This is a genomic window from Kitasatospora xanthocidica (genome assembly GCF_014656195.1).
GTDB classification, from domain to species: Bacteria; Actinomycetota; Actinomycetes; order Streptomycetales; family Streptomycetaceae; genus Kitasatospora; species Kitasatospora xanthocidica.
Genome location: NZ_BNBY01000011.1, coordinates 102,011 through 124,158, shown reverse-complemented (window position 1 = coordinate 124,158; position 22,148 = coordinate 102,011). Strand labels below are relative to the sequence as shown.

Below are 22,148 nucleotides of genomic sequence, written 5' to 3'. Positions count from 1 at the left end.
CGGGAGGAGCACCGGAGGCCCCGGGCGAGAAGGCCCCCGGGCAGGGGGCCGCTGGTGCTGGTGCCGTCGCTGGTGCTGGTGCCAGTGCTGGTGGCCGTTGCCGAAGCCGTCGCAGGGGCGTTGTGCCGAGCGTTCCTGGCCGGTCACGGCCGGTCACGGCCGTTCCGGCTCCTCCGGGTCCGATCCCGTCCGGCCCAGTTCTGCGGCGTAGCCGGCGAGCAGGATGCGGAGCGTGCGCCGGAAGCACTGCTCGGAGTCGAGGCCCTCGCCGGTGGCGAAGGCCCGCGCGAGGTGGGGGTAGGTGTCGGCGTCCAGGGCGGTGAACTGCTCGGGCTGGGGCTCGGTGCCCTCGTGGTGGGGGGTTTCGCCGACCTCGCCGAGGGTGTGTCCGATGGTCCAGCGGACGACGGAGTTGAGCACGTCGAGCGCGTCGCCGAGCGGGACGCCGTCCTGGTGGAGCACGGTGATGCCGCGTTCGAGCAGGGTGAGGGCGGCCGGGGTGGCGGCGGGGCGGGTGGCCAGCACGGTGAGCATGGCGGGGTGGGCGAGCAGGAGCCGGCGCAGCTCGACGGCGAACTCCCGGACGACCTCGGTCCAGGGGCCGCTGGGCTCGGCGAACAGGTCCCCGGCGGAGAGTTCCAGGAGGCGTTCGACCATGCCGTCGAGCAGGGCGGCTTTGCTGGGGACGTAGTAGTAGAGCGTCATGCCCTCGACGCCGAGCGCCGCGCCGAGTTTGCGGTTGGAGAGCGCGGCGAGGCCGTGCTCGTCGACGTAGGCGAGGGCGGCGTCGATGATCTTCTCGCGGGTCAGCCCCGTCCTCGGGCGGCTGCGTCGGCCGGGCATCTGCTCCTCCTGGGGTTCCGGGCCTCACCGGGCCGGTTGCGCTGGGGCCTTGACAACTCTTGCAGTGCAAGAAAATAATACTCGACGTCAACTTCTTGCACTGCAAGAAAAAGCTTTGGGGAGGACGTCGTGCAGCTCGTCGCGGTCATGGTGCGCAAGCTCAACGAGGGTGTGGAGTACGGGGAGTTCCGCAAGGCGTGGATCCCGGACGAGGTGTTCCCGGACGACCCGCGCACCCGGGTGATCAGCGCCACCGCGCTGGAGGACTCACGGGAGATCATCACCATCGCGCTGATCGAGGGCGACCACGGGCCGGAGTCCATGCAGGCCTGGATGGAGCGGCTCACCCCGGTCGAGGAGCGCCGCTTCGAGCGGATCAAGGACATGGTCGGCCCGCCGACCATGAACGCCGTCTACCAGGTGGTCGCCGAGGACAACCTGTCGCGGCCGATCGCGGAGTAGCGGCCTGGGCCGGCGCCGGGCCGGTGTGGGGGCAGTGCGGGGCCGGTTCCGGCGCGGGGAAGACCGGTGCGAAATGCCGGGCCCGGATGACTGACCGTCAGGTCAAATAACCGTCAAGTTGGTTCATTCACAGAATATTCCGGCGAGTGCGATGTGGTGCGCGGATGATTTCCGCAGCTCCGAGGTCTTCACAGGGAGATCTCCGGCTGACAGTCTGGGGCAGCCCATTTCAGTACGGAGGAGGTTCCTTGTCCCGCATATCCACGTTGGCCGGAGCGGTCACCTGTGCCCTTGCCCTTGTCACCGGTAGTGCTGTCGCCGCGTCGGCGGCGCCGATCGACCAGGCCCCCAGCCTGCTCGAGGCGAAGGTCGACCCCGTCGCCTGGACCCCGTGCAACCCCGACCCGAGCAAGCCGGACCCGGGTATCTACGACTGCGCCGTCTACCCCGTGCCGCTGGACTACGACAACCCGTCGGGCGAGAAGATCGGCATCGCCATGATGCGGCGGAGGGCGAGCGACCCGTCGAAGCGGATCGGCTCCCTGTTCCTCAACCCGGGCGGTCCGGGCGGCAGCGGCTACCTGTGGGCGACGACCGCCCGCTTCGGTGCCGAGGTGCAGTCCAAGTTCGACCTGGTCGGCTTCGACCCCCGCGGGGTGGCCCGGAGCAACCCGCTCAAGTGCTTCAAGACCCAGGAGGACGCCGACGCGGTCAACAACCGCATGGTCGGCGTGCCGGTCACCAAGACCGAGGTCAACGAGACGCTGGACGCGGACCAGGACTACACCGACGCCTGCAGCAAGAACGCGGGCCCGCTGATCGAGCACATGTCGACCATCAACGTGGTGCGCGACCTCGACCGGATGCGCCGCGCCGTCGGTGACTCCCAGCTCTCCTTCGCCGGCTTCTCCTACGGCACCCTGATCGGTTCGACGTACGCCAACATGTACCCGAACAAGGTGCGGGCGATCATCATCGACGGCAACGTCGACCCGAACCTGCGCCTGCACAACGGTCTGGAGTACGACCGCCAGCGCGCGGGCGGCTTCGAGCTGGCCCTGGACGAGTTCCTCAAGCGCTGCCAGGCCGCCGGCGCCCCGCGCTGCGCCTTCGGCGAGGGCGACACCCGGGCCAAGTTCGACTCGCTCCGCGACCACCTGCGGACCAGCCCGATCACGCTGCCGAACGGCTCCAAGGTGACGCTGAGCAGCTTCACCAGCGAGGTCGCCAGCGCCCTGTACTCGCAGGCCAAGCTGGCCCCGCTGGCGAAGTCGCTGCAGGCCACGTACCAGGTGCTGCAGAAGCCGGCCGCCGCCAACCTGCTCGCCCCGAAGGCGAACGCCGTCGCGGAGGAGGACGCCAACCTCCTCACCGTGGACGTCCCGCGGGCGCTGCGGGAGGCCCCGGCGGACTCCGAGTACACCGCCGACGACTCCTACATGGGCGTCAACTGCCAGGACAAGCCGTACCCGTCGAACGACCGGGTGTTCGCGAACCTGGCCAAGACCTGGGAGCAGGAGTCGCCGACCTTCGGCCGCTACCAGGCCTTCGACGCGCCGGCGTGCGCGAGCTGGCCGGCTCCGGCCCGGGACGCCGAGCGCTTCACCGGCCCGTGGAACAAGAAGACCTCCAACACCGTGATGGTCATCGGCAACCTCTACGACCCGGCGACCCAGTACAAGTTCGCCCAGCGGATGCAGCAGGAGCTGAGCAACGCCGTGCTGGTCAGCGTCGACTCGATCGAGCACTGCGCCGTCGGCCGCAGCAAGGCGCTGAACGCGCTGGTCACCCGCTACCTGGTGGACGGCACCGCGCCGCAGCCGGGCCAGCTGCTGAAGCCGGACGCGGAGATCTTCCCGGCGGTCTGACGGATCGATCCCCGTACGCCTGACGGACGGGACGACGGTTGTGGTGGTCGGCGGTGCTGCCGGCCACCACAGCCGCGTTTTCCGGCCGGTTCCGCGGAACGCTCGGGAAATGTGGTGGAAGATCGTCATCGAACCTCCTCGGGGTGGCTTCCGTCCAGTCGTCGGTGACCATAGCCGACGCCACTGACAATGGGGTCCGGCGGAGCGGCGGCCGCAAGTTCCGGTACGGATCGCCAGAAATGACGTACTGTCACACTTTTTATAAACAGTTTCCCATCGGTCGAATACCCGTGTTAGCGTGCGGCCCGCCAGCTTCTCTCGAATCGAGAAAGTGGGACGGGCCATGCGGAGCGAATTCTCCCGACGGGGATTCCTGGGCGGTGCCGGCGCGGCGGCCGCCGGGATCACCGCCGGTTCCATGAGCGCGGCGTCGGCGGCGGGCGGCGCGCCGCGCGAGCTGCCTAAGGGGCGGTCGATCCTGCCGGGCGACCCCCGCTACCAGACGCTCGGTCAGGGCTTCAATCAGCGGTGGAGCAGCAGCCCCTCCTACATCCGCCTGGTGGGCAACGAGGCCGACGCCGTCGCCGAGCTGAACCGGGCGCTGGACCGCGGACTGCGGCCCACGGTCCGCGGTGGCGGGCACTGCTACGAGGGCTTCGTCGACAACGACCGCGGCGTGATCCTCGACCTCAGCACGATGCGCGGCGTCGCCGCCTCGACGGACAAGTTCGGCCGGCCCACCTACTGCGTGGAGGGCGGCGCGACCAACTGGGACGTCTACACGACGCTGTTCCGCGAGCACGCCGTCACCCTTCCCGCCGGGTCCTGCTACTCGGTCGGCGCGGGCGGGCACATCTGCGGCGGCGGGTTCGGGCTGCTCTCCCGGCGGCACGGGCTGACGGTCGACCACCTCGTCCAGGTCGACGTGGTCACCGTCCGGGGCGGCACCGCGGCGGTGACGGCGGCGCACCGCGAGGACGCGAAGGGCTCACCCGAGCAGGACCTCTTCTGGGCCCACACCGGCGGCGGTGGCGGGAACTTCGGAGTGGTGCTGCGCTACCACTTCGCGCCGGACGCGCCACAGCCGCCGCCCCGGGTCTGGCTCAGCAGCGTGGCCTGGCCCTGGGAGGAACTGCTGGAACGGTCGGCCGACTTCGAGACCCTGGTCCGCAACTTCGGCACCTTCATGGCGGAGCACAGTGGTCCGCAGGAGTCGCTGTACCAGGGGCTGTTCGCGATCCTGAAGCTCACCCACCACTCCAACGGGAACGTCGTCCTGGTCAGCCAGTGGGACGGCGACGACCCGGCGCCGCTCGACTCCTTCGTGGCGGCCGTCGAGCAGGGGATGGCCACGCGCTCGGTGGTGCAGACCCGCGCGGCCGGCGGGCTGTTCCTGCCGTACCCGGAGAAACGGCGGCAACTGCCGTGGTTCCAGGCCACCATGACGCTCAACCCCTCGGGCGACAACCGGCGCGGCAAGTACAAGTCGGCGTACCACCGGGAGCCGTTCAGCCCGGCCCAGATCGCCACCTTCCGGGACTGGCTGACACGGGACGTCGAGGGGGCGGACCTCTCGAAGACGCTGGTCCAGATCGACTCCTACGGCTGCCGGATCAACACCCGCCGGCCGGAGGAGACGGCCGTCCCGCAGCGCGACTCGATCATGAAGCTCCAGTACCAGACCTACTGGACGGATCCGGCGGAGGACAGCGACCACCTGACCTACCTGCGTGACTTCTACCGGGACGTCTACCGGGAGACCGGAGGCGTGCCGGAGATCGACACCGCGACGGACGGCGCCTACGTCAACTACCCCGACGTCGACCTGGGGACGGCCAACCAGCGCGACCCGGCCTACCCGCGGCTCTACTACAAGGACAACTACGCACGGCTCCAGCGGACCAAGGCGTACTGGGACGGGGAGGAGGTGTTCCACCACGCACAGTCCGTCCGCCCCGCCAAGGCCTGAGCGTCGTCGCACCTGACCCCGCGGCAGCCACTCCCACCTCGGCCGACCACCCGGGTGCGTGATGGCCGGCCGAGCGGCGGGATGCGGGTGGTGGCAGGTTGATGGCGGCAGGTGGGGACGCACCCCGCATCCCCACCCGCCGCGCGGCTCGGTCCGCCCAGCGCGGGCCGCGATCCGGTTCACGCGGTCCGGGCAGCCCGGCCCGGTCCGCGGTCCGGTCGCCAGGTCCGGTCACCGGGTCCGGTCCGCCCGGTCGCGTCGTCGGCCTCCGTCAGGCGGCCTGCTCCGTCCGCTCCTCCACGATCCGGCCGTCCTTGAGCTCGATCACCCGGTCGGCGAGCCCCATCAGCGTCGGGTCGTGGGTGGCGACCAGCACCGTGACGCCCTCGCTGCGCACCACCGCACGCAGCAGCTCCATGATCGAGCGGCCGGTCTCCGAGTCCAGCTGGCCGGTGGGCTCGTCGGCGATGATCAGGCCGGGTTCGTTGGCCAGCGCGCGGGCGATCGCGACGCGCTGCTGCTGGCCGCCGGAGAGCTCGCCGGGGCGCTGGTTGGCGTGGTCGGCCAGGCCGACCAGTGCCAGCAAGGTGTGCGCGCGCTCCTCGCGCTCGGCGGGCGACACCTTGCGCAGCCGCATCGGCACACCGACGTTCTCGGCGGCGGTGAGCATCGGGATCAGGCCGAAGGACTGGAAGACGAAGCCGATCCGCTCCCGGCGCAGGGCGAGCCGGCCGTCCTCGTTCAGTCCGACGAGGTCGATGCCGTCGAGGGAGATGCCGCCGCCGGTCGGGGAGTCCAGTCCGCCGACCAGGTTGAGCAGGGTGGTCTTGCCGGAGCCGGAGCGGCCCTTGAGCGCGGTGAGTTCACCGCGTCCGACGGTGAAGGAGACTCCGCGCAGCGCGTGCACGGTCCGCTCACCGGCGCCGAAACTGCGGCGGAGGTCGGTCACGGCGACCATCGGCTCGGTGGTCGTAGTGGCGGTGGCGGTGGCGGCCTGATCCTGCGTCATGCGGCGTCCCCCCTGGTGGGCGTGTGACCCGGTCCTATCCGGTGTCTACGGATGCGGTGGCTCCGTCGGTTCACGTTCTCCGAGAGGAATCCGAGAAGTCGGAGTCCCGGGCGAAAGGAGCGTGGTGGAGGCGGAGTTGTGAAGTGTGCATGGCATTTCCACGGCGCATCCTCGGCTGGGATGCTACCTATGAAAGGAATTTGCTCATTGCTTACTTGATTCGCGCAAGTCCCTTCCGTTCCTGGATCGAATCTGACAGCATCGTCCGCTATCCGGTGACCGAATGCCGGTGGTCAATGCGCCGGTGTGCTCTCGATGTGTCCATCCGTGGTCGATTTGTGCGCGGATCGGGTCGATGGGCGGGGCCGGTTGACGCTACCGGGGACGTAATCCGGGGGAGGAACTTGATGCTCGGCTTCGTCGTGCGCCGACTGCGCGGGCGACTGCCGCTGGCTGCCGCCGTCCTGCTGACGGTGCTGATCACCACGGCGGTGCTCACCGCTCTGGTGACCTTCAACAGCAGTGTCGGGCGGGCCGGCCTGCGGCAGGCGCTCCAGGGCCCCGGCCACACCCGCACCACGGTGGTGGTGACCGCCGAACACGGCCTGGACCAGCGCTCCAAGGACGAGGCGGCGCTCGCCTCCTACCGGCAGAAGCTCTTCGGTGACCTGCCCGTGCGCACCGACAGCATGCTGCGCAGCCGTTCCTACGGCCTGCCCGGCAGTGACGCCGCCGGCGCGCCGGGGACAGCCGACGCGTCAGGAGCAGCGTCAGGAACAGCTCCAGGAACACCAGGAACAGCGCCAGGAGCAGTGCCAGGACAGGCCGCCGGGGCCAAGGCGGACCTGACGGTCCTCGCCGACATCGACCACGACCGCGTCCGGCTGGTCGCCGGGGCGTGGCCCGGCGCCGCCAGCGCACCCGTCAACGCCACCGCCCCGCAGGCCGCCGTCCCGCAGAGCATGCTGGTCCGGCTCGGCCTGACCGAGCAGGCGCTGCCCGCCGACATCCGCCTCACCGACCGGTTCGACGGCAAGCCGCTGACCGTCCGGATCACCGGCGCCTACCGGGCCGTCGACCCGTTCGCCCCGTACTGGCGGATCGACCCGGTGGGCGGCCACGAGGTCGAGGTCGGCGGCTTCACCACGTTCGGCCCGATGATGGTCGACCAGAGCGCGTTCACCGCGGGCGGCCTGCTGCAGAGCAGCCGGAGCTGGCTGCTCGACGCCGACTTCGCGGGCGTCGACCAGGACACCGCCCAGGCCGTCGGCGACCGTGCCCCAGGCCTCACCGACGACCTGCGGAAGACCGCCTCGCTCAGCGTGACGACCGAACTGACGGACGTCATGCGCGAGTTGTCGGCGAGCATGATGGTCGCCCGGTCCACCCTGCTGATCGGCGCGCTGCAGCTGGCGGTCCTTGCCGCCGCGGCCCTGCTGCTGGTGGTCCGGCTGATCTCCTCCCGCCAGGAGTGGGAGAACGAACTGCTCGCGGCCCGCGGCGCCTCCGGCACCCGGCTCGGTGGCTTCACCGCCCTGGAGCTGGTGCTGCTCGCGGCTCCCGCGGCGGTGTTCGCACCGCTGCTCACCCCCTTCCTGGTCCGGGTCCTGGCCGGTCTCGGCAGGTCCCACCAGGTCGCCCTGGAGACCGGTATCGCCTGGACGCTCTGGCCGGTGGCCGGGCTCTGCGCCCTCGCCTGCATCGTGCTGGCCACCGTGCCCAGCCTGCTGCGCGGCGCCGGCGCGGCCCTGCGCCGCCGGACCGGGCGCCGGCAGGCCGTGGTCTCCGGCATCGCCCGCAACGGCGGCGACCTCGCCGTCCTGCTCCTGGCCGCCCTCGCCTACCAGCAGTTGAGCCAGTACGGCGGCGGGCTCTCCACGGACTCCTCGGGTGAGCTCGGCGTCGACCTCCTGCTGGTCGCCACCCCGACCCTGGCACTGTGCGCGGGCACCCTGGTGGTGCTGCGCCTGCTGCCGCTCGCCGCCCGGCTGGGTGCCCGGGTCGCCGCCGGCGGTCGCGGCCTCGGCCCGGCCATGGTCGGCTGGCAGCTGGCCCGTCAGCCCGCCCGCGCGACGGGCCCGGTGCTGCTGCTCGTCATGGCCGTCGCCACCGGTGTCCTGGCCCTCGGTCAGCAGGCCACCTGGACCGCCTCCCAGCGGGACCAGGCCGCCTTCACCACGCTCGGCGGCCTGCGGATCTCCGCCTCGCACAGTTCGCTGATGGGCCAGGCCGGCCGCTTCGGCGCGCTGCCGGGCGGTGACCGGCTGATCCCGGTGGTGCGCGAGGAGCAGCAACTGCCCTCCGGTACCGGACAGGTGCTCGCCCTGGACGCCGCCGCCTTCGCCGAGCGCGTCCCGGTGCGCGAGGACCTGCTGGACGGGCATGGCCGGGACGAGCTGTTCCGTCCGCTCGCCCTTCCCGCCGCGGCCGGTGTGCCGGACGGGGTGCCGCTGCCCGGGCATCCGCTGCGGATCGACGCCGAGCTCGCGACCGACTCGACCGGGTTCCCGTCCACCGAGCCGTCCCTGCGGGTGACGCTCCTCGCCCGGGACCGCTTCGGCATCGTCTACAAGCTCCCGTTCAACGGCGTCCCGACCGACGGCGGCCTGCGCGGCTCGGCCTCGCTGAGCACGCTGGTCGACGCCCCGCTGGGCTCGGTCGCCGCGCCGCTGACCGTCATCGGGGCGACCGCCTCCGCGAGGGGCAAGACCGACCTCGACACCTCGTTCCGGACGCTGGCCGTCTCCGACAGCGAGGCGGGGCCCGCGACGGCCGTCCCGCTGCCGGCCGGCATCTCCTGGGGGACCAGGGGCGGCGCCGGCAAGACCGGGGCACCGGCCACCGTGCCGGGTGTCGCCACCCGTGACTACCTGAAGGCCACCGGCTCCTCGGTCGGCGACACCGTGCGGGTGCCGTTCGGCGGGGCCACCCTCCCGATCAAGGTCACCGCAGCGGTCGAGGCCCTGCCGGTGGCGGGCCGCACCGCGGTCGTGATCGACCTGGCCACCACCGCGCGGGCGCTGCTGGCCCAGCACAGCACGGTCGCCAACAGCGCCGAGTGGTGGCTGCCCGCCACCGGCCCGGACGACCGCACCCCGGCGCAGGCGGCCGCGGCCGTCCGCTCGGCCCCCGGAGCGCAGGACGTCCGGCTGTACGACGAGGTGGCCGAGGGCTTCCTCGGCGACCCGGTCGGCGCCGCCCCGCAGAGCGCGCTGTCGGCCATCGCGGTCGTCACCGCGGTCCTCGCGGCGATCGGCTTCGGCGCCGCCGTGGCCGGCTCCGCCCGTCAACGCTCCCAGGACTCGGCCCTGCTGCTCGCCCTGGGCGCGCCCCGTCGGCTGGTCTCCCGTACCACCACGGCGGAGCCGGCCATCCTGGTGGCCCTCGGTGGAGCGGTCGGACTCGGGCTCGGGGCACTGCTCGTCCACCTGATCGTGCCGTTCGTCGTGCTGACCCCCGCGGCGCGCCGTCCGCTGCCCGAGGCCGTGGTCGAACTGCCGCTGGGCCAGGCGCTCCTGCTCACCGCGGCGATCGCCGTCGTCCCGTTGCTGTCCGCCTTCCTCGTCGGACGCCGCCGTAGGAACGTGGCCGCCCGGCTGCGCCTCGTGGAGGAGATGTGACCACCAAGGCCGGCACCCCCGTGCCCACTCCTGTGCCCACCCCCGCCTCCGCCCACCGGCCCGCGGGCTGGGTCCGCACCAGGCTGCGCGCCAACCCCGCGGCCGCGCTGCTGATGGCGGCCCTCACCCTGGTGACGGTCTTCCTGGCGGCCTCCTTCCCCCGCGTCGCGGACCGGGGAGCGGACGCCGCGCTGCGGGACTACGTGAGCCACCAGGGCCTGAACCTGACCAGCCTGCAGGCGGCCACCAAGACCCGGACCGGAGACACCGCCGCCGAACTGGACTCCGCCCACGAGCAGATCGCCACGCGGATCGGCCGGGAGCTGACGCTGTCCAGGCCCGGTGAGGCCTACGGCACCAAGGCGCAGACCGAGGCCAAGATGCACAACCCCGGCTACGCCAGGCTGTCCGACAACGCCGCGCCGACGATCTCCCTGCTCTACCTGCACGGCCTCGCCGACCGGGTCACCCTGACCGCCGGCACCTGGCCCGGGCCCGCCCCGGCCACCGTCGGAGCCCCACTGCCGATCGTGGTCAGCGAGAAGGCCGCGGCGACCGTCGGCATCAAGCTCGGCGACACCGTCGACAACGGCGCCGGCGGACCGGGCACGGGGCCGAGCAGCGTGGTGACCGGCTTCTACCGCGTCAACGAACCGCTGGACCCCTACTGGGACGACCTCGGCTGCCCGGCCCGCGCCTGCCTGCACATGGGGCCCAACGGCATCAACTGGTGGCAGACCACCGGCTTCGTCGACAGCGGCAGCGTCACCGCGCTGGCACTCTGGGGCTCGGGCGGCGACAACTTCTGGCGCCTGCCGGTCGACCCCGCCTCGCTGCGGGCCGACCAGCTCGACCGCACCCGCGCCACCATCGCCTCCTTCCAGACCGGACGCGGCGCCTCGGCCCTGGTCGACGCCACCAAGCGCGCGGACCTGCACACCACCTCCAACCTGTCCGACCTGCTCACCCGGGCGGACGCCCGCTACCAGGCCGCCATGCCGCTGAGCGCGATCGGCCCGGCCGGCGTCGCCGGTGTGGCCGTCGTGGTGCTGTTCCTGGCCGCGGCCCTGACCACGGACCGGCGCACCGCCGAGATCCGGCTGCTCCAGGCCCGCGGCGGCTCGCGCGGCGGCGTGCTGCTGCGCCTGCTCGGCGAGGGCGCGGCGACCGTCCTGCCCGCCACCGTGCTCGGGACGGCGCTCGCCCTGGTGCTGCTGCCCACCCCGCGCTGGGGGTACGCCGTCCTGGCGGCCCTCGTCGCGGCCCTGTGCGCGCTGCTGGCCTTCCCAGCCCGGGCGGCCCTGCTCTGGTCGCGGAACCGCGCGGTCGGCGGCTGGCGCCGGGCGATCGGCGAACTCGTCGTCCTGGCCGTGACCGTCGCGGCCGTGGCGGAGGTCCGGCGCCGCGGGGTCGGGCACTCCGGCGCCGGGGTGGACCCGCTGCTGGTGGCCGCGCCGCTGCTGCTGGCCGTCACCGGCGGGCTGGTGCTGGCCCGGATCGAGCCGGTGGTGGTCGGCTGGCTGGCCGCGCTCACCGGTCGCAGCCGGGGCCTGGTCGGCTTCCTCGGCCTGGCCCGGGCGGCCCGTGACAACTCGGGCCGCCGTCGGCCCTCCGCGCTGCCGCTGCTCGCCCTGCTGATCGCCGTCACCACGGCCGGCTTCGGCGCCACCGTGCTCGACACCGTCGACCACGTCCGGACGCAAGCCGCTCGCATCGCGACCGGGGGTGACGCCTCGGTGGTGATCCCGGAGTACGCCACGCTGTCCGAGTCGTTCACCAAGGCCGCCGGTGCACTGCCCGGGGTGCGCGCCGCGACCGGGGTCCGGGTCGAGGGCAAGGCCCTGTTCATCGGCGCCGACAAGGAGTCCACCGAGGCCTACCTGGTGGTCGCCGAGCCGACCGCGTACGCCGAGATCGCCCGCACCCTCGGGCGCGGCGAGTTCGACCCGGCGAAGCTCGCCGGCACCCCCGGCGGCCGGGACACCCCGGTGCCCGCACTGTTCAGCCGCGACCTGGCCAAGCGCCTGGCCGCGGGCGATCCGCAGGTCCGCGTACCCAGCGGGAACCAGGTACGCACCACCGTCGCCGGGACGGTCACCGCGACGCCCGCGCTGCCGGATCCGGGCAAGCCGTTCGTCGTGGTGCCGGCCGGCCCCGCCGCCGAACGCCTGCCGGAGCTCAACCGGATGAACAAGTGGTTCGCGGTCGGCGACCCCGATCCCGAGCAGGTCCGGGCGGTCCTCCGGGACGGTGGCGTGACCCAGCCGACGGGTATGGCCAAGCTCATCGCGGACGAGGCCGCGGCCGTCGGCAAGGCCACCCACGGCCTGCCCGCGGGATACACGGTGCACAGCAGCCGGGAGGCCGCCGCTGCTCTCGCAGACGACCCGTTGCAGCACGCGGCCGGGCGGCTGTTCTGGTACGCGGCGGCCGCCGGCGGCGGATTCGCCCTGCTCGCCGTCCTGCTGACGCTCTTCCGGGCCGCGCCGGACCGTACCGCCGTGCTGGCCCGGCTGCGCACCATGGGGCTGCGGCCCCGGCAGGGGCTGGCGCTGATCGTCGCCGAGGCGCTGCCGCAGACCCTGGCGGCGGCCGTCGGCGGCGGCCTGGTCGCTGCGGCGGCGGTCGGACTGCTCGGGCCCGCGTTCGACATCTCCACCCTGGTCGGCGCCGAGGTCGGCGACGCCCTGACGCCCGCGCTGATGCCGGTGCTGCTGCCCACCGCGGGCCTGGCACTGCTGGTCTGCCTCGGAGTGGTGCTGGAGACCCTGGTCGCCGGCCGGCGCCAGATCGCCACCGAACTGCGGGCGGGGGAGCAGCAATGACACGGGAGGCGGCCGCCCGGGCCGTGACACGGAGAGCGGTGACACGGAGAGCGGTGACGCGGGGTTCGGTGACACGGGAAGCGGTGACGCGGGAAGCCGCGACAGGGGAAGCGGCGGACCGGTTCGTGACACCGGCAGGCCCCGCCGGGACAGTGGAAACCGGCACGATGAAGCACTCAGTCGAGACAGGAGACCAGCGGTGAAGAGCACCCCCCAGGAGCGGCCGGTCGTCGAGGCCCCCAGCCTGCAGGAGCTCCGGCAGCGGGCGCTGGCCGCCGCCTCGCCCAAGGCGTACGGCGAGGGCGCGGCGATCGTCTGCGACCGGCTGGTCCGGATCTTCAGCGCCGAGGGCGTCGAGGTCCAGGCGCTCCAGGGCCTGGAACTGACGATCCGGCAGGGCGACCTGGTCGCCCTCGTCGGTGCCTCCGGAAGCGGGAAGTCCACCCTGCTCACCATCCTCGCCGGGCTGGACGTGCCGACGGCCGGCACCGCCACCGTGGCCGGCTGCGACCTGCTGGAGATGTCGGTCAAGGAGCGGCTGCGCTACCGGCGCGAGGTGGTCGGCTTCATCTGGCAGCAGACCGCCCGCAACCTGCTGCCCTTCCTCACCGCCGCCGAGAACATCGCCCTTCCCATGCAGCTGCGCGGCCGCCGGTCCAGCGCCGGTGGCGCGAAGCAACAGGCGGCCCGGGTCGCCGAGTTGATGGAGGCGCTGGAGATCGGCGAACTCGCCCACCGCAAGCCCAACGAGCTCTCCGGCGGCCAGCAGCAGCGGGTGGCGATCGCGGTCGCGATGGCCAACAACCCACCGGTGCTGCTGGCCGACGAGCCCACCGGCGAGCTGGACTCCGAGACCGCCGGGGTGATCTTCGAGTCCTTCCGCACCGTCAACCGCGAACTCGGCGCCACCGTCGTCATCGTCACCCACGACCCGATGGTCGCCGGCGAGGTCCGCCGCACGGTCGCCATCCGGGACGGCCGGACCAGCAGCGAGGTGCTGCGCCGCACCGTCACCGACGAGCACGGCGAGGAGTCGGTCAACGAGCGCGAGTACGTGATGCTGGACCGCACCGGGCGGGTGCAGCTGCCGGTCAAGTTCCTGGAGGCGCTGGGCATGGAGCACCGGGTGGCGGTCGACCTCGCGGCCGACCACATCGAGGTGCGTCCGGACGACATCGCGGGGCACTGACCCGGATCCGGCCGGCGGTCCGGTCCGGTCCGGCGGAAGGGTGGCCCCGGAGGGCGGCACGTGTCAGCCGTCGCCGCCCATCCGCTGGAACAGCCCGCTGCGCTCGGCGTCCGTCCGGGAGCCGGACGGTGCCTCCTCGGCGGCGCGCTCGCCGCGGGAGGCGGAGGTGCAGAGGGCGAAGACGATCAGGGCACTGGCCGCCACGGCGAGGATGCCCAGTGCGGTCAGGACGCGTAGCCAGGTCAAGGTAGTGCCTCCCGGGGCTGGTGCGGGGAACGCCGCCGGGGGATGTATCGGCAGGTCGGCCCGCACGGTCGAGTGCCCACGGACGGTTCTTCCCGCCGGGGGCCGCGCGAGAGGTCGCCCGCGTCGGCGCTCGAAGCACTGGAGGGGCGCTTCACAGCCCATCGCACGCCCCTGCGGTGGCGGTCGCGGCGGCCGGGGCCGGAGTCGAGTCAGCGGTCGGCCAGCCGTGGACGCGGGGCCTCACCCGTGGATTCGGCGTCGGTGTCGTCGGTGCCGACCGGGCCGCGGGGAAGCATCCGGTCCAGCCACCTCGGCAGCCACCAGTTGGTCCGGCCGAGGAGTGTCATGGTCGCCGGTACCAGCACCATGCGTACGACCGTGGCGTCGACGAAGATCGCGGTGGCCAGGCCGAGCCCGAACATCTTGGTGGAGGGGTCCTCGGCGACGGCGAAGGACAGGAAGACCGCCACCATGATGAGGGCGGCCGAGGTGATGATCCGGGCGGTGCGCGAAACGCCCTCGACGATCGCCGTGCCGTTGTCGCCGGTGCGCAGGTACTCCTCGCGTACGCGGGAGAGGAGGAACACCTCGTAGTCCATCGACAGGCCGAACAGGATGGCGAAGAGGAACATCGGGATGAACGACACGATCGGAACCGTCGCTTCCAGCCCGATGAGTGCGCCTCCCCAACCCCACTGGAAGACCGCGACCATGATGCCGTAGGCCGCGCCGATGCTCAGCAGGTTCAGCAGTACCGCCTTGAGCGGTACGAGTATCGAGCGGAAGGCCAGCATCAGCAGCAGGAACGACATCGCCAGCACGGCGGCGACGAACACCGGCAGGCGTTGGCTGGTGCGTCGGCCCACATCGGACAGGCTCGCGGCGGCGCCGCCGACGTGGGCCCTGGCCGGGCCGTGCCCGATCGCCGTGGGCAGCACGTCGGTGCGCAGCCGGGCGATGGTGTCGGCCGTGGCCTTGTCCTGAGGGCTGGTGGTCGGGAACACCACGAGGGTCGCGATGCCGGTGGCCCGATCGAGGTGCGTCGGCGCGACGGATGCGATGCCCGGATCCGCCGCGACCGCTGCGACGAGTCGGTCCAGCACGCCCGGATCACCGGCGGGGTCCGCGGCGATGACGAGGGGACCGTTGCTGCCCGGGCCGAACCCCTCGGCGACGAGGTCGTAGGCCCGGCGCTCGGTACGGCTGTGGGGCAGCGAGCCGTCGTCGGGCAGGCCGACGCGCAGGCCGAGCACGGGCAGCGTCGCGGTCAGCAGCAGCCCCGCCGCGCCGACCGCGTACGGCACCGGGTGCCGGCTGACGTGCCCGATCCAGCGACGCCACCCGGTGGCGTGGGCGGCGCCTGCCGCCGGGTCCCGCCGCCGTGCGAGTCGGCCCGGCGTCCTGCTCTGCAGAGCCCGGCCGATCCGGCCGATCCGGCCGGCCCGGGCCAGGCGTGGGCCGGCGGCGCCGAGGAAGGCCGGCAGCAGCGTCACCGACGCGACCACCATGGTCAGAACGACGATCGAGACGGCGAGCCCGCCCACCGTCATGAACGGTACGTTCGCGACCGCCAGGCCGAGGATCGATACGACGACGGTGCCGCCGGCGAAGACCACGGGCCTCCCCGCCGTGGCCACCGCTCGCCCCGCGGCCTCGCGGGGATCGAGCCCGCGCGCGAGGTACTCCCGGTGCCTGGCGAGCACGAACAGCGCGTAGTCGATGCCCACGCCGAGCCCGACCATGCCGCCCAGGACCGGTGCGAAGGTGGGGACGTCCGTCACCCCCGCCAGTACCGTCATCGTGGCGACCCCGACGGTCAGGCCGAAGACCGCCATGCCGATCGGCAGCGCGGCGGCGACGAGCGAACCGAACGCCAGGAACAGGATCGCGGCCGCGGCGAGGAGGCCGATCAACTCGCTCGCGCCGCCGTCGGGGTCGGAGAAGGCGTAGAAGAGGCTCCCGCCCATCTCGATGCGCAGGGGCAGTTCGGCGCGCAGCCGGTCGCCGAGACGGACGAGGGCGTCGAGGTCTTCGGCCGACAGCCGGCTCTGGTCGGGGTACTGGACCCGGACGACCGCGATCCGCCCGTCGACCGAGACGAGGCCGCCGCGCACGGCGGTGTCCCCGCCCGCGTCGAGTGCCCCCGCCGGGTCGCTCGTGCCGAGCACGTGCGGCAGCCGCTTCACCTCGGTCCGCAGCCGCGTGAGAGCGGTGCGCGCACTGTCGTGGTCGAAGAACGTCGCGGCGCCGTCGAGGGGGGTGACGACCACTTGGGCGGTCATCCCCTCCTGACCGGTGCCGGCCCGCTCGATCAGTTCCGCGGCCCGCTGGGAGTCCAGTCCCGGAACGGTCATCGAATCCACGTTCCGCCCGCCGAAGGCGACGGCGGCGAGGACGGCGAGCGTGGCGGCGACCAGCCAGGCCGCGATCACCCGCCAGGGATGGCGGGCGGCGCTTGTGCCCAGGCGCAACAGGGCTTTCGAGAGCATCGGGTCCTCCAACCACCTCGTCGGCCGTCCTTGTACGGCCGCCGATGCCGAGGCTCGTCGCCACGGCGCTCCGCGGCATCGGCCCGCGGGCCGCGGATCCGTCGGCCCCGGGGCGGAGTGACGACCCGTCCTTTCGGCCGATGCGCGGCACGCCGCGGTCCCTAGGCTGGGAACCGTGCTCCGAGACGACCTGCGAACCCTGTGGACCGAACCCCGGCCGCCCGACGCGCCCGCCCGGCTGCGGCGGGACTGGGCGCTGCCCGCCGCGGGCCTTGCCGGTGTGGCGCTGGAGGCCACTCTGCGCGAGAACGTCGTGTGGCGTCCGGTGGCGGTGGTGTTCGCCGTATGGCTGTGCCTGCTGCCCCTGTGGCGCCGGACCCGCCCGCTGGCGACGGTCACGCTGGCGTTCGGCTCGGTGGTCCTGCTTCAGGTGGCCTCGCTCGTCGCCGCACCGCGCGAGCCCGTCGGCCTGTACACCGGCGCGGTCGTGCTCGTGCTGGTGTACGCGCTGCCCCGGTGGGGATCGGGACGGGAGATCGTGCTGGGCGGCGCGATGATCGTCGTGGCGTTCGCGCTGTGTGTCGTCGCGGACGACACCCCGGTCGTCGAAAAGGTCGCGGGCTTCGTCTTCGGGCTGCTGCCCGGCGTGCTCGGGGCCGCGGTGCGGTTCCGGGTGACCGCTCGCGAGCGGCAGTTGGAGCAGGTGCGCTCCCGCGAGCGCGAGCAGCTCGCCCGGGAACTGCACGACACGGTGGCCCACCACGTGTCGGCCATGGTGATCATCGCCCAGGCAGGCCGGGTGCTCGCGGGCACCGAACCGTCCGCCGCGGTCGGGGCGCTGGAGGGGATCGAGGAGGAAGGGGCGCGCACGCTGGAGGAGATGCGCGCCATGGTCGCCGCGCTGCGCGACCGCGGGGTCGGCGCCGAGCTGGCGCCCCCGGCCGGCGTCGCGGATCTGGAGCGCCTGGTGCGCACCCCCGGCGGTCGCGTCAGGGTCGACCTGGGGCTCGACGGCGAGCTGGACACGCTGCCCCCGGCCGTGGACGCCGCCGTCTACCGCATCGTGCAGGAGTCGGTGACCAACGCGCTGCGCCACGCGGTCGACGCGACCGAGGTCGTCGTCCGGGTCGCCGCGGAACGGCACACGGTACGGGTGACCGTGCGGGACGACGGCCGGCGCACCGGCCGGGGTCGCGACGGATACGGACTCACCGGACTGCGCGAGCGCGCGACCCTGATCGGCGGCACACTACGAGCCGGCCCGGGCACCGACCGGGGCTGGTATGTCGAAGCCGAGCTGCCGAGAGCGAGGAGCGAGAGCGGTGTCCATACGCGTCCTCGTCGCTGACGACCAGACGATCATCCGCACCGGGCTGCGGATCATGCTGAACGCCCAGCCCGGCATCGAGGTGGTCGGCGAGGCCGCCGACGGACGGGAAGCGGTACGTCTGGCCCGCGAACTGTGCCCCGACGTCTGCCTGTTCGACATCCGCATGCCCGTACTCGACGGGCTCGAGGCCACCCGGCTGGTCGCCGGCCCGGGCGTCGCCGACCCGCCGGCCGTGGTCGTCATCACCACGTTCGACCTCGACGAGTACGTCTACGGCTCGCTGCGGGCCGGCGCCCGCGGATTCCTCCTCAAGGACACGGGACCAGACCTTCTGGCCCAGGCCGTACGGTCGGCGTCCGACGGGGAGGCGCTCATCGCGCCCAGCGTCACCGTCCGTCTCCTCCAGGCATTCGCGGACCTGCCCGCCGGCCGGCCCGCGGCCCAGCCGGTCTCACCCGTCACCGCCCGCGAGGAGCAGGTGCTTCTCGCCGTCGCTCGCGGGCTGACCAACACCGAGATCGCCGATGCACTGCACATCAGCCTCAGCACGGTGAAGACGCATCTGGCCAGCCTCATGGCCAAACTCGGCGCCCGCAACCGGGTCGAGATCGCGATGTGGGCCTACGAGACGCGCCGTATCCTCCCCGGAACCTGAGCCGGGTACCGAGCCATGTCCGATGAGTCTCCGCTCGGACATCAGTGTGCCCCGCCCGGTCCGCGTCTCCGGAACCGGACCGGCCCGGGGGTGCGTCATCGGGGGTGCCGGGTCCGCCGGGTGGGCGGCCCGGCGGGATTGTCAGGGTTCCCGGTCGGACGTGGACGGGGGTCTGGTGGGCAGCAGGGTGGAAGCGGTCGTGGCGCCGCGCGGGGTGGTCGACCTGCGCGGTCAGGCCGGGGCGGGCTTCGTGGCGGCCTACCCCGTCGGAGCCGTGGTGGTGGTGTCCGGGCTGCCCGGCGCCGGGAAGAGCACGCTGCTGCGCCGCTGGTCCGGGCCGGCGGTGCGGTCGGTGGACCCGCGGACGGTGCACGAGGCCTGCGAGGCGGTGATGCCGGACCGTCTGCCGTACGCCGTGTACCGCCCCTGGGCGCGGCTGGAACACTTCCGGCTGCTGCGCGCCTCGGTGCGGCGCGGCGGACCGCTGCTGGTGCACGACTGCGGCAGCCGCGCCTGGATGCGGCGCTGGCTGGCCCGGGAGGCGGGCCGGCGGGGCCGGGAGCTGCACCTGGTGCTGCTGGACGTCGGCGCCGACACCGCGCTGGACGGCCAGCGGGCCCGCGGCCGGCACGCCTCCGCCCGGGTGTTCGCCCGCCACCACCGGGGCCTGGAACAGCTGTTGGCCGCCTTCACCCGGCACGTGCGCGCCGGCGGACCGCTGCCGACGCCGGAGGCCTCCTCGGTGCTGCTGCTGGACGCCGTCTCCCGCTCCCGGGCGGAGGCGGTCCGCTTCGGCCCGGAGGACGGGCCACAGCGGTAGGCCTCGGGACCGGTGGCCTCAGCGGCGGGCACGGCGTTCGGCCTCCGCGTGCCACCAGCCGGGCGGGGAAGGCCCGTTGGCGGCGGCGGTGGGCTGCTCGGGGTGCAGCCCCAGCGGGCGCAGGGCGTCAGCGGCGACCTGGACGTCGTACCAGCCGTGCCAGTGGCCGTCGGCACCGACCCCGCAGGCCAGGCCGAATCGCAGGGCGTCCGCGGGGAAGGGCATCCAGTCGATGCCCCGGTCACGCAGTCAAGCGCGGACGGCGGCCCACGGGGTGGGGCAGCCGGGCAGGTTCTCGTAGGCGGCGACGGTGATCCAGTCGGTGTCGGACTCGCTCATGGGGACATCCTGCCAGGACGGCGCACGGCCGGAGGCGCGATAACCGCTCGCACCCGGCCCGGCCTCCGCCCTACGCTCGGCGCGTCCTACGCCGGACACGCATTACAGATGACAGAGCACAGAGCAGACAGAGCACAGAGCACAGGGGGACGGATGAGCAAGGCCGGAGCCGTACGGGCGGCCAACGCGCTGGGCGTGCGGTGGGTCGAGCAGGCAGACCCGGCGGAGGGAACGGTCCTGATGCCGGCCGGCGTCTGGCCGCTGCTCGGGCTGTTGGCCCCGGCCGGGAGCCCCGAGGTCCGGGGCGAGTTGGCGCAGGCGCTCGGCCTGCCGCCGACGGCCGCCGCCGACCGGGCCCGGGATCTCCTCGGCCTGCTGCGGGACGTCCCGGCGGTCGGTTCCGCGCTCGGCCTCTGGACCTCGCCGCGGCTGCGGCCGCGCCCCGAGTGGCTGTCCGGGCTCCCGGCGGACGTGCACGGGCGGCTGACCGGCGACGTCGAGGAGGACCGCCTGGTGCTGGACGACTGGGCCAAGGCCGCCACCGACGGCCAGATCGACGCGATGCCGGTGGAGGTGGACGAGGACACCCGGCTGGTGCTGGCCGCCGCGCTCACCGTCCGCACCGACTGGATCCGCCCGTTCCAGGAGTCCTACGGCGTGCCGTACGGCGAGGACGACGGGTGGGCCGAGCCCGTCCGCTACCTGTCACGGTGGACGTCGATGCTGGACCGGGTCGCCGTCCTGGAGACCCCGGCGGGCCTCGTCACCGAGGCCAGGGTGCTCGGCTACGGCGACATCAGCGTCCATCTGCTGCTCGGGGAGCCGGACGCCAGGCCCGGCCGGGTGCTGGCCGCCGGGATCGAGGTGCTGAACCAGCGGCACCGCCGGACCACCGCCGACCGGCTGCCCGACGGTACCCCCGGCCCCGGTCTCACGATCGCCCGGATCGCGCGGTACCAGCCGGAGGACCTGCTGGCCGTGACCGTCCCGCGGTTCACCGTCGAGGCCGACCACGACCTGCTGACCCACAAGGAGGTCTTCGGCCTGCGGACGCTGAGCGCCCGCTCGGAGACCGAGCACCGGCTGCCCGGCCTCGCGGACGGCGAGCCGCTGTACCTGAACAGCGCCCGCCAGCGCGCCACCGCCACCTTCGGCCCGCTCGGCTTCCGGGCCGCCTCGGTGACCGCCCTCGGCGTGGCCATCGGCGCCGCCGCGGAGACCCGGCGCCCGCCCTACCTGCAGCGGATCGCCCGGGTCGAGTTCGGGAGGCCCTTCGGCTTCCTCGCGGTCCACCGCACCTCCGGCCTGGTCCTCGCGGCGGGCTGGGTCACCCGGCCCGACCGCGAAGCCGACCGCGAGCCCGAGGAGGACCCGTGGGAGGAGTGGCCGGACGAGGACTGACGGACCAACGGACGAAACGGATGGACTAGCGGGTGGGCGAACGGACGGCCGCCGGCAACCGGCCCGGCCGGGGCGCGTGATCACCACAACACCCCGTGCCCGGCCCCGCACTGCCAGACTGGGGCAGGCAACAGTCCGTCACGGAGAGAGGCACCATCCCGCATGCCCAGCAGCGCCGACGTCGACAACCCGTGGTTCCGCCGGTACAACCCGTCCGACTCCGCGCCCGCCCGGGTCGTGATCTTCCCGCACGCCGGCGGCTCGGCCAGCTACTACCTGGAGTACGCCAACGCGCTGGCGCCGTACGCGGACGTGCTCGCCGTCCAGTACCCGGGCCGGCAGAACCGCTTCACGGAGCCGACGATCAGCTCCATCGACGGACTCGCCGAGGAGCTGTTCCGCGAGCTGCGGGACTGGACCGACCTGCCGCTCACCTTCTTCGGCCACAGCATGGGCGCGGCCGTCGCCTTCGAGACCGCCCGGCGCTTCGAGCGCGCCGGCCTGAAGGGGCCGGTGCGGCTGTTCGTCTCGGCCGGCCGCGCGCCCTCGCTGCCCCGGGACACCGCCGTGCACAAGCTGCCGGACGGCGAGCTGATGGAGGAGATCGTCCGGCTCGGCGGCACCGACGACCGGATCCTCGCCGTCCCCGCCCTGCAGGAACTGGTCCTGCCCGCCCTGCGGGCCGACTACACCGCCGTCGAGACGTACCGCTGCGCCCCGGACGCGACCGTGTCGGTGCCGATCACCGGCCTGATCGGCGAGACCGACCCGAACGCCACCGTCGAGCAGGTCGGCCAGTGGGACCGGCACACCACCGGCGGCTACGACCAGCGGATCTTCCCGGGCGGGCACTTCTACCTGGCGGACCGGACCGACGAGGTGGTCCGGCTGCTCGTCGACCACCTGCGCGGCTGATCGCAGCCGTCCCGGCACACGCACTGGTGACCGAAGCCCGCCGCTCGGCTACTGTGCGAGATTGACGAGCCGTCAGGACTGCCGGGGCCGCCAGGCCGGGCAGGTGGACCGAGCAGCCCACGCAGCCCAAGCAGACCAAGCAGACCAAGCAGAGCAAGCAGACCACCG

At 73.2% G+C, this 22,148-nt stretch carries 16 protein-coding genes; 11 read left to right on the top strand and 5 right to left on the bottom strand.

The window, feature by feature from the left end; all coding sequences use genetic code 11:
* Window positions 1–153: 153 nt before the first annotated feature.
* Complete coding sequence (locus IE332_RS21120) at window positions 154–843, bottom strand: TetR/AcrR family transcriptional regulator C-terminal domain-containing protein (RefSeq protein WP_189918708.1); 690 nt, start codon at window positions 841–843, stop codon at window positions 154–156.
* A 129-nt stretch (window positions 844–972) separates the two neighbouring features.
* Between IE332_RS21120 and IE332_RS21115 the strand changes: the two genes are divergently transcribed.
* From IE332_RS21115 to IE332_RS21105, 3 genes are all read left to right on the top strand, one after another.
* Entirely contained in the window at window positions 973–1,305 is a 333-nt protein-coding gene (locus IE332_RS21115) for a hypothetical protein (protein WP_189918706.1), read from the top strand.
* 248 nt (window positions 1,306–1,553) lie between these two features.
* Complete coding sequence (locus IE332_RS21110) at window positions 1,554–3,173, top strand: alpha/beta hydrolase (RefSeq protein ID WP_229928767.1); 1,620 nt, start codon at window positions 1,554–1,556, stop codon at window positions 3,171–3,173.
* A gap of 343 nt (window positions 3,174–3,516) precedes the next feature.
* Window positions 3,517–5,142: an FAD-binding oxidoreductase gene (locus IE332_RS21105; protein WP_229928766.1), complete on the top strand. Its 1,626-nt coding sequence runs from the start codon at window positions 3,517–3,519 to the stop codon at window positions 5,140–5,142.
* 271 nt (window positions 5,143–5,413) lie between these two features.
* Here IE332_RS21105 and IE332_RS21100 read toward each other — a convergent pair whose 3' ends face one another.
* Window positions 5,414–6,151, bottom strand: a complete 738-nt coding sequence (locus IE332_RS21100; protein WP_189918702.1) for an ABC transporter ATP-binding protein — start codon at window positions 6,149–6,151, stop codon at window positions 5,414–5,416.
* Window positions 6,152–6,558: 407 nt separating this feature from the next.
* Here IE332_RS21100 and IE332_RS21095 point away from each other — a divergent pair, with 407 nt between their 5' ends.
* The 3 genes from IE332_RS21095 (at window position 6,559) to IE332_RS21085 (ending at window position 13,785) form a co-directional block, all read left to right on the top strand.
* On the top strand, window positions 6,559–9,771 hold the full coding sequence (locus IE332_RS21095; protein ID WP_189918700.1) for an FtsX-like permease family protein: 3,213 nt from the start codon (window positions 6,559–6,561) through the stop codon (window positions 9,769–9,771).
* Window positions 9,768–12,596 carry an ABC transporter permease family protein gene (locus IE332_RS21090; RefSeq protein WP_189918698.1) on the top strand — a complete coding sequence of 943 codons (2,829 nt, stop codon included), beginning with the start codon at window positions 9,768–9,770 and terminating at the stop codon, window positions 12,594–12,596. The genes IE332_RS21095 and IE332_RS21090 overlap by 4 nt, the downstream gene beginning before the upstream one ends.
* Window positions 12,597–12,795: 199 nt before the next feature.
* Window positions 12,796–13,785, top strand: coding sequence for an ABC transporter ATP-binding protein (locus tag IE332_RS21085; protein WP_189918696.1), 990 nt, complete (start codon window positions 12,796–12,798; stop codon window positions 13,783–13,785).
* A 63-nt stretch (window positions 13,786–13,848) separates the two neighbouring features.
* On the opposite strand, the gene IE332_RS21080 is transcribed toward IE332_RS21085, so the two are convergent.
* Both IE332_RS21080 and IE332_RS21075 read right to left on the bottom strand, forming a co-directional pair.
* Entirely contained in the window at window positions 13,849–14,031 is a 183-nt protein-coding gene (locus IE332_RS21080; protein WP_189918694.1) for a hypothetical protein, read from the bottom strand.
* Window positions 14,032–14,240: 209 nt separating this feature from the next.
* Window positions 14,241–16,520, bottom strand: a complete 2,280-nt coding sequence (locus tag IE332_RS21075) for an MMPL family transporter (protein WP_189918692.1) — start codon at window positions 16,518–16,520, stop codon at window positions 14,241–14,243.
* Window positions 16,521–16,695: 175 nt separating this feature from the next.
* Here IE332_RS21075 and IE332_RS21070 point away from each other — a divergent pair, with 175 nt between their 5' ends.
* The 3 genes from IE332_RS21070 (at window position 16,696) to IE332_RS21060 (ending at window position 19,325) form a co-directional block, all read left to right on the top strand.
* Window positions 16,696–17,868 carry a sensor histidine kinase gene (locus tag IE332_RS21070; protein WP_189918690.1) on the top strand — a complete coding sequence of 391 codons (1,173 nt, stop codon included), beginning with the start codon at window positions 16,696–16,698 and terminating at the stop codon, window positions 17,866–17,868.
* Window positions 17,843–18,505 (top strand): response regulator, encoded by a 663-nt coding sequence (locus tag IE332_RS21065; protein ID WP_189918688.1) that lies wholly within the window; start codon window positions 17,843–17,845, stop codon window positions 18,503–18,505. The genes IE332_RS21070 and IE332_RS21065 overlap by 26 nt, the downstream gene beginning before the upstream one ends.
* A 175-nt stretch (window positions 18,506–18,680) precedes the next feature.
* Window positions 18,681–19,325 (top strand): AAA family ATPase, encoded by a 645-nt coding sequence (locus tag IE332_RS21060; RefSeq protein ID WP_229928765.1) that lies wholly within the window; start codon window positions 18,681–18,683, stop codon window positions 19,323–19,325.
* An 18-nt stretch (window positions 19,326–19,343) separates the two neighbouring features.
* Here the strand turns inward: IE332_RS21060 and IE332_RS21055 are convergent, their stop codons facing one another.
* Window positions 19,344–19,550, bottom strand: a complete 207-nt coding sequence (locus tag IE332_RS21055) for a hypothetical protein (protein ID WP_189918683.1) — start codon at window positions 19,548–19,550, stop codon at window positions 19,344–19,346.
* A gap of 267 nt (window positions 19,551–19,817) precedes the next feature.
* Between IE332_RS21055 and IE332_RS21050 the strand changes: the two genes are divergently transcribed.
* Window positions 19,818–21,065 carry a serpin family protein gene (locus tag IE332_RS21050; RefSeq protein WP_189918681.1) on the top strand — a complete coding sequence of 416 codons (1,248 nt, stop codon included), beginning with the start codon at window positions 19,818–19,820 and terminating at the stop codon, window positions 21,063–21,065.
* Between the two features lie 162 nt (window positions 21,066–21,227).
* Entirely contained in the window at window positions 21,228–21,980 is a 753-nt protein-coding gene (locus IE332_RS21045) for a thioesterase II family protein (RefSeq protein ID WP_189918679.1), read from the top strand.
* Window positions 21,981–22,148: the final 168 nt, after the last annotated feature.

Bases quoted from the DNA above. Each gene is read 5' to 3' on its own strand.
- IE332_RS21050 (WP_189918681.1), top strand. From the start codon at position 19,818: ATGAGCAAGGCCGGAGCCGTACGGGCGGCCAACGCGCTGGGCGTGCGG.
- IE332_RS21075 (WP_189918692.1), bottom strand. From the start codon at position 16,520: ATGCTCTCGAAAGCCCTGTTGCGCCTGGGCACAAGCGCCGCCCGCCAT.
- IE332_RS21100 (WP_189918702.1), bottom strand. From the start codon at position 6,151: ATGACGCAGGATCAGGCCGCCACCGCCACCGCCACTACGACCACCGAG.
- IE332_RS21095 (WP_189918700.1), top strand. From the start codon at position 6,559: ATGCTCGGCTTCGTCGTGCGCCGACTGCGCGGGCGACTGCCGCTGGCT.
- IE332_RS21120 (WP_189918708.1), bottom strand. From the start codon at position 843: ATGCCCGGCCGACGCAGCCGCCCGAGGACGGGGCTGACCCGCGAGAAG.
- IE332_RS21105 (WP_229928766.1), top strand. From the start codon at position 3,517: ATGCGGAGCGAATTCTCCCGACGGGGATTCCTGGGCGGTGCCGGCGCG.
- IE332_RS21045 (WP_189918679.1), top strand. From the start codon at position 21,228: ATGCCCAGCAGCGCCGACGTCGACAACCCGTGGTTCCGCCGGTACAAC.
- IE332_RS21055 (WP_189918683.1), bottom strand. From the start codon at position 19,550: ATGCCCTTCCCCGCGGACGCCCTGCGATTCGGCCTGGCCTGCGGGGTC.